This is a genomic window from Deltaproteobacteria bacterium (assembly GCA_016219225.1).
Classification (GTDB): domain Bacteria; phylum Desulfobacterota; class RBG-13-43-22; order RBG-13-43-22; family RBG-13-43-22; genus RBG-13-43-22.
Genome location: JACRBX010000316.1, coordinates 18,054 through 34,581 on the forward strand (window position 1 = coordinate 18,054; position 16,528 = coordinate 34,581).

The window sequence follows — 16,528 nt, forward strand, 5'->3', positions numbered from 1 at the left end:
GATCCCTCAGGGGAAAAGGGTCGGATTAAGTCCCACCCAGTTGGGTTCTTTCAGGAAAGGTGGTTTTTTTCCCACCGTATCCAACTGTTGTAAAATATTACGCAAAGCCCTTTTATTGATTTCTCTCCCACCCAAACCGGCAATAAAGTCCACCAGGAGAGGGGCATTTTTCAGGCCATACAACTTGGCTTTCAAATCCATGCCTACGGCCCCTTCGCTCCCCATGGAAATGTTCGCATCCAAAACCGCGATCCTCCTAGCGCCTTTGATGGCTTCCCAAATATCTTCAAAGGGAAAAGGACGATAACACCGAATTTTTACCATTCCTATTTGATGACCCTCGGACCGTAGATCATCCACCGACTCCTTGACCGTTCCGGATACCGAACCCAGGGCGATTACTATGGTGTCCGCGTCTTCCGTCCTGTAGGCTTCGACCAGGCCCCGATAATCTCGCCCGGTTAATAGAGACAGCTCCTTAAAAATCTCCCTGATCCTTTGTTTCCCATCCTGCATCGCCTGGTGAACTGCGTATTTGAATTCCATCAGGACATTGTCATCGGCATAGGATCCCCAGCTTTTGGGGTTTTTTATGTCCAAAAAGTGCTCTGGTTCGAAAGGGGAGAGAAAGCGGTCAATCTCTTCCTGTCCCATATAAGCCACGCTTTCATAGGAATGGGTCAGTATCCAACCATCCATACACACCATAACCGGAAGGGAAATCTTAGGGTCTTCAGCAATTTTAAAGGCGGCAATATGGGTATCGTAAGCCTCCTGGACGCTTTCGACATAAAGCTGAATGATTCCCGAATCCCGCAGACTCATGGTATCCTGGTGATCGACCTGAATGCTGATCGGGGCTGAAATGGTTCGATTAACCCCGGTTATTACAAAAGGAAGGCGCATCCCGGCGCTGGCATAGATTACTTCGGTCATGAGCAGTAATCCCTGGGAAGACGATGCAGTATAAGCCCGACTCCCGGTGGCAGAGGCTCCACTGACGACGCTGGCTGCCGAAAATTCGGATTCAACCCGGACATACTGCGCATCCAGTTCTCCATCAGCCACCATTTTGGCCAGGTTTTCGACGATATGGGTTTGGGGACTTATGGGATAAGCCGAGACAACCTGGGGCCGGCAGGCTTTTATCGCCATGGCTACGGCCTCCGATCCTTCAACGACACTCATTCGGTCCATATTATTTCTCCTCCGGAATCATTTGAATGGCTTCCGTAGGACATTCACGGGCACAAATTCCGCACCCTTTACAGAAGTCGTAATCGATGGAGAAAGCCCCATCTTCCACATGAATAGCCCCATCCGGGCAATCTTCTTCACAAACCCCGCAGGCTTTGCACCATGATTGATTAAGGACCGGTTTTTGATCCCGCCAGTCTCCGGTTTTATATTCGAGGGAAGTCCCGCCGGTTACGACAGCCCCTTTGGTAATTTTCATTTATTTTCCCTCAATAAATATTTATAGCTTTCTTCCACTACCAGAACGTTTTTCTCACCCAGACTCCCGGAAAATTTACTTCGAACCGCCCGTAGAACGGCCTCTAAACTTAATTCTCCGGTGATTGCGGCAAAGGCCCCCAATAACGCTGTATTCATGATGGGTCTTCCCAGAATTTTCCTGGCTAATTCTTCGGCAGAAAAAATGATAAAGCGAAAGTTTTTAGGTACTTCAAGAGCCTCAGGGGACTTGTCTGTATTAATCAACACCATTCCTCCAGGTTTCAACCCTTCAAAAACGTCGACTTCTTTTAGGATAGTCGGGTCCTGCACTATGGTGTAGTCAGGTTCACTCACCCGACTCCTTATTCGGATGGGCTCTTTATTGATCCGGCAGTAGGCTATAATCGGTTTCCCTCGCCGCTCCCCCCCACCCCCCAAAAAGGGAAAAGCCTGACCGAACCTTCCATCTTCCGAAGCGGCGATAGCCATGAATTGAGCCAGGACCAAGGATCCCTGTCCTCCCCTTCCGTGAATGGTAATTTCTTTCATAATATCCCTACATCATATTTCATAATATGAAATATGATTTCATAATTAAAAGAATAAATTTTTTTACCATTTCAAATTGGCGGAGATATCCTCTGCGGTTTTCTTAACTAAAGGGATCAATTCTCTTTGGATCCGTTCCATGGTTATGGTAAAAATGGACCCTGTAACACTGAGAGACGCCATAATCTTCCCGCCGGCCCGGATAGGGGCCGCCACGCAGCGAACCCCCTCGTAATATTCTTCATTATCAATAGCATAGCCCTGGACCCGGATATTTTTAATTTCTTCCAATAAACGAGACAAGTTGGTAATGGTATTCTTTCCATAGATTTTTAAAGACCTATTTTTATATATTTCTTTCACTTCATTATCAGATAACTCGGAAAGCAAAATTTTTCCCCCGGCGGCCGCATGAGGATCAGTCGTAAACCCGATATAGGTGTCTAAAGAGAGCCCGCCCTCTTTTTGGACTTTATCGATATAAGTCACCATCCCGTTTCTTAATATGGATAAATGAACCGCTTCATTGCATTCCTGGTGAAGTTTTCGGATATAATCGTGGGCCGTCCTTCGAATATCAATATTGTCAAGTATCGCACGGCTGATTCCTAAGAATCTCAACCCCAAAGCATATTTTTTCAGTTCCGGGTCTTGGGTAACATAATCATAGGGAATAAATGTACTTAGAATATGATGGATGGTGCTTTTAGGAAATCCGAGTTGTTGATTTAATTGTAAAAGGCTTAAACCCTGGAGATTTTTACTGAGGAGTTCGATAATTTGAAGGGCTTTATCCAGAGAAGATATTTTCATATTATTACTTTATATAATTTCATATTATGAAACTTGATTTCATTATAAACATAAATATCAGTAGTCAAGTCTGTTGTCAAGTTTTTTTTAATCTATCAGGAAAAATTTTATTAAAAAAAAGAAACGATAGAATAATCGGGGAGAAATGCCCTTGAATCTCCTGTTAGTCAGACCCTTTTCTGTCCATTAGACCTGGCTGGTCCGATTGTTCGGCAGGCGGAAAGGAGGTTAGTTAGAAGGTCTCCTACCCGACCTGTTCCCGGACCGAATGTCCGGCCTCCGGCCGGAGACAGCGGGCTTTTTTGCAATTTCCGGGCGGCGGTTTTTCCTGGGACCTGACGGTCTTGGTAAATCAAGCCATTCTTCCGGCGGCTGGATACAACTGAGGTTTCTGCCCATATAGGCCTCGATGGGTGGAAGGTAGAAGGCTTCCTTTTCATCGGCGAAGCTGATGGAGGTCCCGGCGGCCCCCGCCCGCCCGGTGCGTCCGATTCGGTGCACATAATCTTCCGGATCATGGGGCAGGGTAAAATTGATCACATGATTCATCCCTTCGATGTGCAGACCCCGGCCGGCCACATCTGTGGCCACCAGGACCCGGAACTTTCCGGTCTTGAATTGGTCGAGACGTTGGATCCGCTGGTTCTGAGGGATATCACCGGAAAGTTCCGCGCAGGTGATTCCGTATCGGGTGAGCATCTCTGCCAGCCGTCTCACTTCGTCTTTCCGGTTGCAAAAAACCAAAACCCTCTCCAGCTTCAGCTTGTCGATGATGTTATAAAGGAGGGCGAATTTCTGGTCCGTGGTCACGATGTAGACGATCTGGTCCACCGTTTCCACGGCCACCTGCTCCGGTTCGATATCCACCGTCACCGGGTTATGGGTCCACTGGGCGGCCAGGCGGGTAATTTCTTTGGTCAGCGTGGCGCTGAAAAGCAGGGTCTGGCGCTTTTCCTTGGGCGGGGTGCTGTGGATGATCTTCCGGACGTCCGGGATAAATCCCATGTCCAGCATCCGGTCGGCTTCGTCGATGATCATCACCTCTACCCGGTTCAGGATCAGGTCCCGTCGTTGTTGAAAATCGAGCAACCGGCCGGGGGTGGCTACCACGATATCCACCGGAACACCGACCAGTTGCCTCTTCTGCTTTTCGAAATCCATACCGCCGAACAGGGAGATCACCTTAAGATCGGTGTACTTGATGAGTAGACGGGCTTCCTCAAATATCTGAAGCACGAGTTCCCGGGTGGGGGCAATCACCAGGACCCGGGGCGTTCCGGGCTTCCTCCCGCCATGGATGGGATTGTTCAGCATCCGGGTAATCACGGCAATGAGAAAGGCCGCTGTTTTGCCGGTTCCGGTTTGGGCCCGCCCGCTGGCGTCTTTGCCGGATAGTGTACTGGGAAGAATTTCCGCCTGGATCGGGGTACAATACTGGAAACCGAGATCCATGATGGCATGCATAAGCGGATCGGGAAGTTCAAAATCGTGAAAGCGGGTTTTTCCTTCGGCCGGCGGAACCTTGAACTGGGAGATCCGCCAGGGCACTACCGGTGCTGGGGTAGCGGAAGCTGGTGATCCACCCGCTGCCGCAGGGGTTCCATGGCCTCTTTTTCGGGGGCGCCTTCTGGGCTGGGAACGGTTTTCCATGGCCGGAAGGGGTAGCTCCGGTAGGGGCACAGGAGAGGCCCCTTTCGCTTTGAGACCTTTTTCTCCGGGTCTGCCGATATTTCTAATCTTCTGTACTACTTTTTGAATAAAATTTCTCATTGTTTTAAAAATTCAGGTCTAAACAGGTTAATGTTTTCGGCGGGTGTAAATGATCTTATACTGGTCACAGGCGGCCATCAGACAGCTCGTGCATTCACCGGTCATTTCCGAGGGATTTATCGGTTCGACCAGGACCTCGAATCCCAATTCCCGATATTCTTCCACGGCCTCGGAGAGACGGGGCTCATCGGCGGTGAATTGTCTGGTCCAGCCTAAATTTTCCAATTCCTGTTGTCTGGTCATAATTACCTCCCGGTGCAGGGGCCAAAGGTTTGAATACACGGTTCACGGTGTACGGTCCAAGGTTTAAGGTTAGAGCCCTTGGACCTTAAACCTAAACAAATCTACCTCGTCGGCCTGCCACTTTTTCATATATACCATATTCTTGCGGATATTGATAGGTAAACCCATAACCCGTAGATCTAAAAAACTTTAACCGCCCGTTCGCTTGAGGCGGACTTGATTAAGGGTTCAAGGTTTTTTTCACTTGTAACAGGCAACTTGCAACTTTATTCTTTAACGAAGTCCCGATCCCCGATCCCCGATCCCTGCCTCTTTACCAGGAATGGCCGATGGCCCCCTTTTTACAGGCAACCACACAGGGCAAGGGGGACCGGTCCGAAACCGGTTTACAAGAACCGCAGGCATATTTAATCTTTTTTCGCTCCGATTCCTTAACTGCGGCCACCGGTATCTCCCGAAAGGGGTCATAGGGATCTTCGTCCCTGACCTCAAAAACCCCGGCAGGACAGACCGGAAGACAATCCCCGCAGCCATCGCATTTATCGGTGTCCAGGCTGATAAAATATTCCCCGGACCCGTCTTTGTAGCCAAAATGGGCGATCATAATAAATTCCTTGGTCCAAGGTTTAAGGTTTACGGTGCAAGGTGAAAACAACAAACGCATTAACCCACGATTTTACCCTGAACCTTACACCTTGAACCTTATGCCTTTCCTTTATCCTTTTCCACCAAGTCCTTGGCCAACAAGGCCGCACCGACTGCACCGGCGATCTGGGTATCATATTTAGGCGTCAGGGCCTTGATCTTCAATTCTTTTTCCAGCCGGGAGACGACGCCGATATTCTTGGCAATGCCGCCGGTAATGGCAAAATCGGGTTCCATGCCGATCCGTTCCAGCAGGGTGGCGACCCGATGGGCCATGGCCGCGGTGTAGGCGGCAAGGACCTTTTCCTTGGGCCACCCCCCCCGCAGCAAACCCGAGGCCTCTGATTTGGCAAAAACCACGCAGGTGCTGCTCACCGGAGGCGGCTCTTCTTCCACCTTTAAGGAAAGCTCTCCGATTTCATTGATGGAGACCCCCAAAAGATCGGCAAAGACTTCCATGCCCCGGCCGGTCCCGGCGGCACATTTGTCGTTCATCAAAAAGTTAGTTACCTTACCTTTTTCATCGATATGGATGGCCTTGCAATCCTGCCCCCCCATATCCAAAACGGTCCGAACCGTCGGGCCATACATGAAATTGGCCCCCCGGCCGTGACAGGAGATCTCGGTAATAGCCCGCTTCGCAAAGGGTACATTGACCCGGCCATAGCCGGTCCCCACGGTGTATTGTAAATTTTCCAGGATCATACCGGTCCCATCCAAGGCCCAGTTCATGGCCTTAATGGCACTGTTCGGGCTGTCCGAACCGGTCCGCATATTGCTGTAGGCAAACAATTCCCCATCAGTCATAATAACAGCCTGAGAACTCACCGAACCGACATCCACGCCGGCGGTTATGATCTTGGCTAATTTCCAATCTATATCCGGTGCGGTCCACCGGGATTCCGTCCATCTCCAAAACTCCTCTGCCACTAATCCTCCCCTTATCTTTGAGTATAAATCGTTTAGTTCCAAAATAGGGCTCAGCGCTTACCGAGTTCTATTTTCATGATTCGTGGTGCCACGCCCCAAAAGGCGGGGCATGTCGGTTTAATACGAAAAATCAGTTCGGAGTTCGGAGCAAACCATTTTCATCCTTCGTGGCTCCCGCAGTAGGCAGGCGCCACGAACATTGAAAATATCTTTCCCGGAACACGGACACGGACACGGTATTTTCTCACTAATTACTCCGAACTCTAAACTTAATTGCCGGCCGCCAGCAAGGCCGCACCTAGAGCACTGACGAATTCCGGTTCTTCCGGGACAATCACTTCCATTTCCAACTCCCTGTTCAGGGATTTCAAAAAACCCACATTTTTGGCCACCCCCCCGATGAGCATGGCCTCCTTCTCCAGGCCCACCCGACGGACCATGGAAACGACCCGGTCGGCAATGGCATCATGGACGGCCCGGGCCATGTCCGGTGTGGGGGTTTTGGCATGGACCAGGGTCACCAGTTCCGATTCGGCAAAAACCGCGCACTGGGCGTTCATGGCCACGGCCCGGGTGGATTGCAAAGAGAGCGGTCCAAGTTCTTCCAGCTTGATCTCCAAAGCCCGGGCCATAGCCTCGGTAAAGGCCCCGGTGCCGGCGGCACATTTTTCATTGATGGCAAAGTCCACCACTTTCCCCTCGGCATTGATCCTGATGGCCCGTCCTTCCTCGGCCCCGACATCAATAACCGTCCGTACCCGGTTGTCCAAAAAGATGGCCCCTTTGGCCGCTGCCGAGACCTCGGAGACTTGTCCTGGGACCCTATCCGCTTCCTTTTTGCCGGCCCCGGTGGCCATGATTCTTTCTATCTGTTTCATACCGATACCGGCCTTGGGCAAAACTTCATCCCAGGCCCTATTTAAGGATTCCCGGACGTCGTAACCGGCCATAACCAGGGTCCGCCCGATAATCACCCCGTCTTTCATAATCACAATCTTAATTGTTTTGGCACCAATATCTAAACCTGCGGTAATCATCCTCAAGCCTCCGTTAAAAACTCCTATCTTTCCATACTGACTATATCCCATTTTGTAAGCAGCGACAATAGCCGTTCCGTATCTCCACCTGTCCGGACATGGGCAAGATAAACTGCATCAGCCAGGGCGGCCACCATCTCGTTGCGATATCGCGCGGATTCGCGGTCAACACGCCTCGGTTTTTCTGCAAACGGTGATAGGAACAGAATCCTCCCGGCCTCAAAGGCAGGCCGGCATTCGGCAGGAATGCGCATTCCCTCAATGGCCCGGGCCGGGCAGATGATGATGGGCTGCTTTCCGCGCAGGAGAATGCGTACACTCTTCTTCGATGGGCGAGTGAAAACCGCTGATGACCGTCTCTCCCTCATCGCGCAGGTGACGGGCCACATCATGGGCGCACAGGATGGCGTCTCCCGGTGTACGGGCGGAGCAAAAAATGGCCGTTTTCCGGTGGACAAGTAACTCAATAGGCCCAATAGCCGTCAGCGTCTCCGGGGCCTTTTCCCTAAGGCGGTCAAGCAGGATGGCCGGATAGGTCCTGTGGCTTCGGGCAAGAAGCTGTGCATCGTGAGATAGTTTCTTGTTTTTGTTCATAACCTGGCATCTCAAGAAATAGTTTTTCTCGTAACAATTTAGCCCTTTGAAAAACTTGATACTTCACTTGAAAAATCCTGACTTTCGCATACCGTCATTCCGGTGAAAACCGGAATCCAGGTGTTATGCTGAGACGAAAAGAACCTGGATTCCCGTTTTCACGGGAATGACGGAGAGGTTATCGACGTTTTTTCAAAAAGCTAAACAGATACTTTTTCTCAAGATAACTTTTATATCGGATATTTCTGTGGCTCCTAATTTCCCCAGCTTCCTCAATATAAACCGTTTCAAAGTTATAGGTCATCATAGATGGCGTCCTTTTCCGAATATCCTTTTAAAAATTGGGACATCGTAAAATTTTTCCAATCTGATTCTTCATCCCCGATCAAAAGCATGACTTTCACTTGAGCCATCTCCTTTAATTTATCTTTTAAATTATCAGGGACTGAAAGATGACCATCAGATAAAATTTCGGCTATATATTCATAAGTTTCCATTTAGACCTCCTTCCAACCTTGGCATGGCGAATTAGTTAAAAATCAAAGAATATCATTGGACTACACATTTATGTCATGCCCAGCGCTTTAATAGCCGCTATCATGGGATCTGAAAAGAAGATCGGATCGACCCGTTCTACGATGTCTCCAGAGACTTCCAGGAAATTTCTCTTATTCTCTAAAGGCACCAGCGCCCGGCGAGCGCCATTATCCATACCAACATGGAGGGGCTCTACTAAGGACCGTAACGACTTGATATTGCCCTGGATGCTTAGATCCCCGAGTATCACAAGTCCCGCCAGCACCGACTGTTTCTTGATGGCGGAGTAAACGGCGACAATCAGGGCGATGCCTGCTTCACAGGGCACATGACTACTGATCAGATCTTTGCCTTCAACATGGAAGTCAGTAGTATCCACGAGCGAAGATGCCGGATTCGCAGTAAGTCTTGAGGGTTGAGACTACTTCTTTCGGCATTTTCTGGAGATCGGCCACCTCGTCGAAGGCAACGACGTCCCAGAGGCCCACCAGTCCCATCTTTCCGCTCGCCATGTTGTAAAAGAGGTTGGCCACAGTGGTGGGACCGGTCAGGAGGATGGTGTACGGTGACAGCTCCTGATACGCATAACTTTTTCCCGTCCCTCGTGGTCCCAACTCCACGAGGTTATAGTTATGTTCGCAGAGCCAACCGCTGTCAACTCTTGCGGAACAAATTTACCGAGGCCTGAAACAAAATCGGTCATCAAAATGTGCCGGCCCAGACGTTGCCGGAGGTCCTCCATCCCCCCACCATCAGGAACGTTGAAGCCGAAGTCGCGCTGCAGAATCTCTTCAAGTTCACCCTTGGCGTCTTTCTGAGTAATGCTTTCGTCAAGCCGATCCTTGTCGAGGAAAGAAAGGGCGACCTCCTGTAGGTTGCCGGTGCCGAAGAGAAGGGCGATCACTCCTTTGGAGATCTCGCACCCTTTGTCGGCCAGGGCATCAAGGTCAGCCAGGGACAACTTTCCTGCCTCGGCCTGCTTCTCAACATAAGCGGCGGTATCATCGCCCAGAACGCCTTTCAGGGCGTTGCGGGCCACGACGGCCAGACGGGTGTTGCGAGCCGGGGGTTGCTGACCGGGCTGCATGATCACGCCCGCCGCTTCCATCTCGATGAGTGCATGCTGGGTCTGGTCCTGAGACAACGGCACATAAACCTACAGGCGTGGAGCCTCTTCGCCGTCCATGAGATGCTTTTGGTCTATTTCCCAACGCAGCCGGATAAAACTGCCATTATAGCGAAGGATTGTGGCGTCAGGTAGCTCCAGATCCTTCACCACCTCGTTATAAAGGCCATCCGGGTCGTACCAGACTACAAGGCCTGATCGTTTGCTTGTTTAGCAATTAAATTCCGGATGTATTCGCTGAAACGATTGTCATCATTCAAACCTGTTTTTAATTTTCTTTTCGTCCCAGGTCTTTTACCAAACCAAGGAGCTTATTTTCGGGCGACCGCTTTTACGCCGCCTTTGCGGCCCAAACCATAACCAACCCGATAAACATCGGGAAGATTAACCCGATCGTCAGTCATGCGTTCGAATACTCCCAGTGTTTCAATGTCCTGCCTTATGCCATTTGCCCCTTCTTTCAAATGCACCGGAGGAAGCTTGACCGCGGCGCTGGAAATATCATGTTGCAGGCGATTTAAAATATTTCCATCTTCCCATCGCCGGGAGATTTCCGCAAAACGACAGGGAACCGTAAGACCAGATAAGGGTTTCAATAATATGTCCACCCATGGATAATCTTCTTGCATTTCCCGGACCCGAATGCGCGACGCTTCCTGGACACCCCTCTTGATACTTTCATAGTAAAGTGCGTAAACATATTCTGATCGCGGATTATCCTCCGAGGCTTGGCGGATGGCGGACAGAAAGCTCCTGGGGCTTACCTGCCCGCTGGCGTCTCCAAGGTGGTTCGGTAACCATGTATAAGGAAAACCACGGCGGCGGTCCCTACCCATCCAAGGGCCTGTAATGGAATGAAAAATTTCTTTCTGAACTTCTTCTTCGGTTCGCATCTTGTCAGGAACCGTCCAGACTTCTCTATATTGGTTCCACGATAGATTGCGAAAACTTTGACAACCCTCCCGGAAAAGCCGTCCTTGATTCGGTTCATTGCTTAGGTATTGCCAAAGCAGGCCATACAGCTCAGTCCTCGGCCATCGCAACTCAACTTTTTGACTGAGAATTTTCGATGAGTCAGGAAAATCAATGGGTTTCGTATCTTCGAGGTGATCAGGCCGTACAAATGCTTTAGGCCTGATACGCTTGTAGGATCTGAACTCTAATAGAACCTGCAAAAGGCCGCGTATTATTTTTAGCATGGTCGGCCAATCATCCGCGGTCCTGTCCAACGCATCGAAAAGAATTAACCGGTGGACGCTCGCTTTGTCCAACTCTTGATCTGCCTTAAACAATAGGCGCTCCACGTCCTCCGGATGATCAATCACCCATTTGATTGTATCGACCCAACCTGAAGTAGGTAATAACAGATCTTCGGCCTTACCCTTTATGACCTGGCGCACTGTAATGGAACGCCATATCTGACGGGGATCGAACTCCTCGCTTAATCGCACAAGCGTATCTTTACCGGGGTAATCGTCCGGAGAGGAGCGCTCTCCAAACCCTACCGAGACTTTTGTGTTTTCACTGATATCGGATTTGGGTAAGAGATGCGCTACCATTCGACGGTGTTCCTCGCTTTGCAGAACAGTCCACCAAAAGCTTTTTCCCGCCCCCCGGATTCCACTAACCAGCATGGCGTCCGGATGTAAAGCTCTTGAGTGTCCCGTAGGCGTAAATGTGTATTTAAGATCTGGGGTTTGGCCAAAAACTGCAGTATCCTGCGGCAGGGCATCCCTTATCACATCTCGTATTTCTTGGGGAAAGCGGTAGTCTTTCATGCGTCTTCCTCCTCTTTAAACACCATGGTTTCAGCCTCATTCATGAACTTTCCCATGGCCGCTTCTGCAATCTGTTCGTCAATGCCGATGTTATTTCGCAAAGGGTCGAATTCCTGCAATGCCCGATTCCAATAGACAGGCAACGGGTAATGAGGCGCCTCTTCATTGTCCACATCAAAGCTGAAGACATCTGTAGTTTGCGCGCCCGCTTCATCATAAAGATGCTCCCTAAATAGGTCCCAGGAATTTTCTCGGAACCTTTTCAGATACTCATCGCGCCCAGTCTCCGGTATCATTCCGGCCACTATTTGCAATTTTTTCCTGAATTCTTGAACTTGCGGGTGATTCCGCCAGTGTCTAAACAGGAAAGCATAAGCATTCCAAGTCTGGATCGAATCAGCGGCAAAGAGAAAGGCGTCGGCGTCCATCCTGGTGACGGATACTGCAGCGATGTCATGAAGACCTGCCCGGCTGTCTAATATTACCAAATCTGGATCTTCCATTTTTTCCATCTGCTCAACCATTTGTTGCAGACGTTCGGCCCAGGGGATGGATGAATTTCCGCTGAATGTGGCGTAACATCTGGCGAGCTTGGACAGGTAATCGCCTGTATCTCTACCGAAAGCAGGCACAATTCGGATTTCCCCCGGTAGATCCATAGATAGAGAACTTGATGAGACCATTGTATTTTTTACGAGATCAGCCTGACCGACGCCATCTTCTACGAACCAGTCCACGATGCCGTAATCGGACAAATAATCCTGTGGCAGTAGCGTACTGCTCACTCCCGGAGACTCCAGATCCAGATCCAATACCAAAATTTTTTTCCCTTGTTTGGCCAGCCACCAGGCCCAAATCACCAACGCGGTTGAACGTCCTACACCACCCTTAATCCCGAAAAAAGTAACGCGGCGATTTTTTGTTCTGCGCTGAAGTGGGGCGCGCGACCAATCCTGACCGATGATCTGTCGGTCAAGAAGCCAAATCTTCAATTCTCCTTCCTCAGCGAGGAACCGCAGGTCATTGGAAACAAGGATCTCGTCACCCTGGATAAGATCACCTGCATAGAGAACCGCTCTGTCCGGCGGAAAACCGTAAGCGCCAAGAACCTTTGCCATTTCGTTGCTAAACTTGTTCACGGCCGCTTTTTGCTCATTAGATAACGTCTTATAGCGCCCGGGAAAAACCACACGGATTCGTCCGCGCAGGTCTCGAATCAAAACAACTTTATCGCCAAAGACTGTACCGACGTTCTTAGTCTTATCGATCGCAATCTCCAAAGCATTTTCAAAGAGTACCGACGTCTGTTTAGTCATATGATATCTCCATTCAAAATGGCATTATCGAGGACTTGTTTGGCCATCTGGGCAGCCTGTTGGTGGTCTGCGGCAATAACGGGCGTCACCCCCGTACGATTATCGTAACGCTGATTGACATCCCAATTCGCAAAAGGATTGAGGACCCCAGAGAGATGGGAAATATAGTGAACGCCACTCCTCTGATGAGCAAACGTGATAAATTCATTCCACAAATGGTTGATATGAACACGATGCATTCTATCCGCGGGGGCACCATCCGGTCTGAGTGTCATACCCATTGACAGCATAACCGCCTTCAGTGCGCATTCAGCGGACAAGCCAAACAAGTGATCTGCATTTGCCAATCTTGTTTCCGCTAACAAATGCCCCGCGTCTTCCCAATGGCGCTCTGCCGCATCACGAAAATCAACCGGCATGATTACCTCCTGTATTTAGATCGTAAATATCCTCCAGACCATGGGCAATTGCCATGGATCGGTCCTTTTTACATAGCTCCTTTACCCGGTCAGGCCAGAGATGGTAAGCGATGTACGACCAGTCGTATTTGCCTTCCTGGAGTTCCTCCCAGTATTTCTTCGGCTCCTTCCATGGGACCAGTTCCCAAAGAGGCGCTATGTTCAGGATTACGCCGTCGTTGAGATCAAAATCAAGATGAAGGTTTGCCACTCGGCGCAGTTTGTTCGCAAAGTCGTGCAGCTCGGAGATGAACTGTTCCAAGAGATCGATATCCTTTTCGATCTGTTTGGCCTCCCGACCGGGAAGGTTAAGCGAGTGACGCTACCAGCGACGTGATACTCCAGCAGGCCATTCTGATGCGCTTCCAGAAGAAAGCGCTCTACTCCCTCGCGCGACAGAAAGAACAGTTTCCAATCAACCAGGTCAAGCAGTTTGGCCCCCGATGGTTGGTGTTGCTTCAAGTAAAATACGATGTAAGAGAACGCTTGTAGGGACAAATAGGCTGGGGCGATGCGTTTTTTGACCGCTCCCTGAAGAACCCCAAAATCACGGAGTGTTGAGAGCACCCCTTGTGTCACCCTTAGTATGGTGGAATCACCCCAGGCACCTGAAGTCTTTCCCTCTGCAACCCATTTTCTCAACGATGCCTCAATCTCTCGAACATCAATCTCCATGGTGCCTCGGGATCTATGTGGCACCAGAAGCTCAATCACCACATCGATCTTCCATTACGGACTCCAGTCGCTTCATATTCCGTCCTACGTTTTGAAGGCCTTCACCACTTAGTTGAACGGAGTAGTAGCCTGCAGATGGACGCTATCGGCTTCCATCCGGCCAAATCGTACCAAACTGGCTTACATTAGATAAAATTCAACGCGCTTGTCAATCGAATTATCTGGTTTCTCCCGATTGATTGAACTGAGCTATCGGGACCAACAAGTGAGGCAGAGAAGCCCCTTTTTGTTACGGTCGCCAAGACAAAATAAAACCCCATTTTGTTTAAAATGAAACAAGGCTTTAAATTTTTGTCCAATCCTCTCCCGGTTACGGTTAAAGGGAAAAAGAAAAGAGAAATTAACAGGATGGCTAATGGAATACCACAGTTATCGGCCCCTTGTCAACGGGTTCGATTACCTTTGAGTCAATGAGTGGTGGTGTATTTCCAGTGGAGCAGGATATCGGAGGCAAGGAAGAAGACGATTCAGCGAATTGGCTTTCCATCTAACGGGTTAACCTGGATGGTGGCCCACCCAGGACTTTTTTTCATCCGGGGTGGGTTTTATCAGTGGGCGTATCTTCGATGCTTGAGGCAGACGGAATAACGCTATTTCTTGGATTCAGGGGAGTGCGAACCGAGCGCTTCGACTAAGACGTAGGCGGCCTGCAGGGCTTCTGTTGGGCAAAGGGGGAAACATTCTTTGCAGTTCCAGCACTCCTTGGAGGCGATCTCGGGAATAAAACTGATCTCTTTCCGGATTCCCCGGTCCACAAACCCCACGGCGTTCTTCTTTTTAATCTCGGCACAGTATCGTATGCATAGGCCGCAATGAATGCAGAAAGAGGCCTCTTTTTCAAACCGGTTTTTGTCGGCACCGTACTCTTGAGCCAGATCCTGCAATTCGAAGGCCTCCGGGGCATGGGCCAGCAAGAGCTCTAAAATCATTTTGCGGATTCTATCGATCTTTTCAGACTTGGTCCTGACGACCAAATTCTTTTCGACCGGGTAAACGCAGGAAACCACGATTCTGGGTCCGCCGCGTCCTTCTAATTCGACGATACAAAGACGGCATCCCCCGTAAGGTTCTAATTTCTCGTGGTAACAAAGGGTCGGGACCGCTATTCCCGCACTTCGTGCAGCCTCCAGGATAGTCATCCCTTCCTTGGCCTTGACTTCTTTTCCATCGATCTGTAAAAGGATCTCACTCATTTTTGTTTACTCTCCCTGACTATCGCTCTCGCTTCTTCGGGAATAGGAGGCGGCACAGGCTCACCGGAAATCTTTTTAACCGAACGAAAGCGAGGGGGGCAAACTTCAAAGCAGGTTCCACACTTGGTGCACTTCTCCTGGTCGATCACATGGATCCGGTTTTTGCCACCTTCAATCGCCCCGGCAGGACATTTCTTAAAGCAAATCATACAGGCCTGGCACTTAGCCGGGTCGATATGAAAGGCGATCAGTTCCTTACAGGAAAGGGCCGGACATCTCTTTTCCTTGACGTGAGCCTCATACTCGTCTTTGAAGTACTTTAGGGTGCTCAGAAAGGGGTTAGGGGCGCTCTTGCCTAAAGCACAAAGGGCCGCTTCTTTGGCTGTCTCGGACAGCTCATCTAAAAGCGCGATGTCGCCCTCTTTCCCTTTTCCCTGAGTGATATTGGTGAGAATCTTAAGCATCTGCCTCATGCCTTCACGACAGGGGACACATTTGCCGCACGATTCATCGGTGAGGAAGTCAAGAAAATACCTGGCCACATCGACCATGCAGGTATCTTCATCCAGGACAATCATCCCGCCGGACCCCATCATGGAACCGGCCTTGGTCAGCTCATCAAAACCGACCTGTAAATCCAACAGTTCCTCGGGAAGACATCCACCGGACGGTCCCCCGGTCTGAACCGCTTTGAATTTTTTGCCTCCGGGGATGCCGCCGCCTATCTGGTAAATAATATCCCGCAACGGCGTGCCCATGGGTACTTCCACCAGACCGGTATTGGTAATTTTGCCGACCAGGGAGAAGATCTTTGTCCCCTTGCTGGTTTCCGTTCCATATCGCCTGAACCAGTCAGCACCATTATTGATGATCAGGGGCACATTGGCCCAGGTCTCCACATTATTCAAAACACTGGGTTTGCCCCAAAGGCCCACGACGTTGGAGCGGACATACTTCGGTCTGGGCTCTCCGGCCCGGCCTTCCAGGGCCGTCATCAGGGCCGTTGATTCCCCACAGACAAAAGCACCGGCCCCCTGGTGCACTTTAACAATAAAATCAAAGCCTGAGCCCAGGATATTTTTTCCGAGAAACCCATACGCCTCAGCCTGCCTGATGGCCGTATGCACATTCTCTACCGCCAGGGGGTATTCCTGTCGCACGTAGATATAGCCCTCGTGGGAGCCGACGGCGTAGGCCCCGATGGTCAGCCCTTCGAGGACGGCGTGGGGATTCCCCTCCAGAAGGCTCCTGTCCATATAGGCGCCGGGGTCCCCCTCGTCGGCATTGACAATCACGTATTTTATATCGCCAGGGGCATTGCGGGTTCCTTCCCACTTGCGTCCAGC

At 50.3% G+C, this 16,528-nt stretch carries 19 protein-coding genes and 1 pseudogene; all 20 read right to left on the minus strand.

Going from position 1 to position 16,528, the window contains the following annotated elements; translation table 11 throughout:
* Positions 1-6: 6 nt before the first annotated feature.
* Positions 7-1,188 (minus strand): pyruvate ferredoxin oxidoreductase, encoded by a 1,182-nt coding sequence (porA, locus tag HY879_25395; GenBank protein ID MBI5606680.1) that lies wholly within the window; start codon positions 1,186-1,188, stop codon positions 7-9.
* A 10-nt stretch (positions 1,189-1,198) separates the two neighbouring features.
* Entirely contained in the window at positions 1,199-1,456 is a 258-nt protein-coding gene (locus tag HY879_25400) for a 4Fe-4S binding protein (protein MBI5606681.1), read from the minus strand.
* The gene (locus HY879_25405) at positions 1,453-2,007 is read right to left on the minus strand and encodes a 2-oxoacid:acceptor oxidoreductase family protein (GenBank protein ID MBI5606682.1); all 555 of its coding nucleotides are present in this window, start codon (positions 2,005-2,007) and stop codon (positions 1,453-1,455) included. Before HY879_25405 ends, HY879_25400 begins: the two co-directional genes overlap by 4 nt.
* 63 nt (positions 2,008-2,070) lie before the next feature.
* Entirely contained in the window at positions 2,071-2,820 is a 750-nt protein-coding gene (locus HY879_25410) for an IclR family transcriptional regulator (GenBank protein ID MBI5606683.1), read from the minus strand.
* 228 nt (positions 2,821-3,048) lie between these two features.
* Entirely contained in the window at positions 3,049-4,590 is a 1,542-nt protein-coding gene (gene rhlB / locus HY879_25415) for an ATP-dependent RNA helicase RhlB (GenBank protein ID MBI5606684.1), read from the minus strand.
* A 27-nt stretch (positions 4,591-4,617) separates the two neighbouring features.
* On the minus strand, positions 4,618-4,833 hold the full coding sequence (locus HY879_25420; GenBank protein ID MBI5606685.1) for a hypothetical protein: 216 nt from the start codon (positions 4,831-4,833) through the stop codon (positions 4,618-4,620).
* A 313-nt stretch (positions 4,834-5,146) separates the two neighbouring features.
* Entirely contained in the window at positions 5,147-5,437 is a 291-nt protein-coding gene (locus HY879_25425) for a 4Fe-4S binding protein (protein MBI5606686.1), read from the minus strand.
* Positions 5,438-5,535: 98 nt separating this feature from the next.
* Entirely contained in the window at positions 5,536-6,408 is an 873-nt protein-coding gene (gene bzdQ, locus HY879_25430; GenBank protein ID MBI5606687.1) for a benzoyl-CoA reductase, bzd-type, subunit Q, read from the minus strand.
* Between the two features lie 269 nt (positions 6,409-6,677).
* Positions 6,678-7,445, minus strand: a complete 768-nt coding sequence (locus HY879_25435; protein MBI5606688.1) for a CoA activase — start codon at positions 7,443-7,445, stop codon at positions 6,678-6,680.
* 258 nt (positions 7,446-7,703) lie between these two features.
* Positions 7,704-8,039 (minus strand): hypothetical protein, encoded by a 336-nt coding sequence (locus tag HY879_25440; protein MBI5606689.1) that lies wholly within the window; start codon positions 8,037-8,039, stop codon positions 7,704-7,706.
* A 293-nt stretch (positions 8,040-8,332) separates the two neighbouring features.
* Entirely contained in the window at positions 8,333-8,536 is a 204-nt protein-coding gene (locus HY879_25445; protein ID MBI5606690.1) for a hypothetical protein, read from the minus strand.
* A 68-nt stretch (positions 8,537-8,604) separates the two neighbouring features.
* Positions 8,605-9,220 (minus strand): annotated as a pseudogene (locus HY879_25450) (hypothetical protein).
* Positions 9,124-9,663, minus strand: coding sequence for a hypothetical protein (locus HY879_25455; protein MBI5606691.1), 540 nt, complete (start codon positions 9,661-9,663; stop codon positions 9,124-9,126). The pseudogene HY879_25450 and the gene HY879_25455 overlap by 97 nt, the downstream one beginning before the upstream one ends.
* 350 nt (positions 9,664-10,013) lie before the next feature.
* Positions 10,014-11,480 (minus strand): hypothetical protein, encoded by a 1,467-nt coding sequence (locus HY879_25460; protein MBI5606692.1) that lies wholly within the window; start codon positions 11,478-11,480, stop codon positions 10,014-10,016.
* Positions 11,477-12,796, minus strand: coding sequence for a tyrosine-protein kinase family protein (locus HY879_25465; GenBank protein MBI5606693.1), 1,320 nt, complete (start codon positions 12,794-12,796; stop codon positions 11,477-11,479). Before HY879_25465 ends, HY879_25460 begins: the two co-directional genes overlap by 4 nt.
* Positions 12,793-13,215: an SAM-dependent methyltransferase gene (locus HY879_25470; GenBank protein ID MBI5606694.1), complete on the minus strand. Its 423-nt coding sequence runs from the start codon at positions 13,213-13,215 to the stop codon at positions 12,793-12,795. The genes HY879_25465 and HY879_25470 overlap by 4 nt, the downstream gene beginning before the upstream one ends.
* Positions 13,205-13,516, minus strand: coding sequence for a hypothetical protein (locus tag HY879_25475; GenBank protein MBI5606695.1), 312 nt, complete (start codon positions 13,514-13,516; stop codon positions 13,205-13,207). The genes HY879_25470 and HY879_25475 overlap by 11 nt, the downstream gene beginning before the upstream one ends.
* Complete coding sequence (locus tag HY879_25480) at positions 13,423-13,971, minus strand: DUF1819 family protein (protein MBI5606696.1); 549 nt, start codon at positions 13,969-13,971, stop codon at positions 13,423-13,425. Before HY879_25480 ends, HY879_25475 begins: the two co-directional genes overlap by 94 nt.
* A 608-nt stretch (positions 13,972-14,579) precedes the next feature.
* The gene (locus HY879_25485; GenBank protein ID MBI5606697.1) at positions 14,580-15,182 is read right to left on the minus strand and encodes a (2Fe-2S)-binding protein; all 603 of its coding nucleotides are present in this window, start codon (positions 15,180-15,182) and stop codon (positions 14,580-14,582) included.
* Positions 15,179-16,528, minus strand: a 1,350-nt coding sequence (locus tag HY879_25490) for a 4Fe-4S binding protein (protein ID MBI5606698.1), incomplete at its 5' end; no start/stop codon positions are given. The genes HY879_25485 and HY879_25490, both read right to left, overlap by 4 nt.

Bases quoted from the DNA above. Each gene is read 5' to 3' on its own strand.
- porA (MBI5606680.1), bottom strand. From the start codon at position 1,188: ATGAGTGTCGTTGAAGGATCGGAGGCCGTAGCCATGGCGATAAAAGCC.
- HY879_25400 (MBI5606681.1), bottom strand. From the start codon at position 1,456: ATGAAAATTACCAAAGGGGCTGTCGTAACCGGCGGGACTTCCCTCGAA.
- HY879_25405 (MBI5606682.1), bottom strand. From the start codon at position 2,007: ATGAAAGAAATTACCATTCACGGAAGGGGAGGACAGGGATCCTTGGTC.
- HY879_25410 (MBI5606683.1), bottom strand. From the start codon at position 2,820: ATGAAAATATCTTCTCTGGATAAAGCCCTTCAAATTATCGAACTCCTC.
- rhlB (MBI5606684.1), bottom strand. From the start codon at position 4,590: ATGAGAAATTTTATTCAAAAAGTAGTACAGAAGATTAGAAATATCGGC.
- HY879_25420 (MBI5606685.1), bottom strand. From the start codon at position 4,833: ATGACCAGACAACAGGAATTGGAAAATTTAGGCTGGACCAGACAATTC.
- HY879_25425 (MBI5606686.1), bottom strand. From the start codon at position 5,437: ATGATCGCCCATTTTGGCTACAAAGACGGGTCCGGGGAATATTTTATC.
- HY879_25435 (MBI5606688.1), bottom strand. From the start codon at position 7,445: ATGATTACCGCAGGTTTAGATATTGGTGCCAAAACAATTAAGATTGTG.
- HY879_25440 (MBI5606689.1), bottom strand. From the start codon at position 8,039: ATGAACAAAAACAAGAAACTATCTCACGATGCACAGCTTCTTGCCCGA.
- HY879_25445 (MBI5606690.1), bottom strand. From the start codon at position 8,536: ATGGAAACTTATGAATATATAGCCGAAATTTTATCTGATGGTCATCTT.
- HY879_25455 (MBI5606691.1), bottom strand. From the start codon at position 9,663: ATGCAGCCCGGTCAGCAACCCCCGGCTCGCAACACCCGTCTGGCCGTC.
- HY879_25460 (MBI5606692.1), bottom strand. From the start codon at position 11,480: ATGAAAGACTACCGCTTTCCCCAAGAAATACGAGATGTGATAAGGGAT.
- HY879_25465 (MBI5606693.1), bottom strand. From the start codon at position 12,796: ATGACTAAACAGACGTCGGTACTCTTTGAAAATGCTTTGGAGATTGCG.
- HY879_25470 (MBI5606694.1), bottom strand. From the start codon at position 13,215: ATGCCGGTTGATTTTCGTGATGCGGCAGAGCGCCATTGGGAAGACGCG.
- HY879_25485 (MBI5606697.1), bottom strand. From the start codon at position 15,182: ATGAGTGAGATCCTTTTACAGATCGATGGAAAAGAAGTCAAGGCCAAG.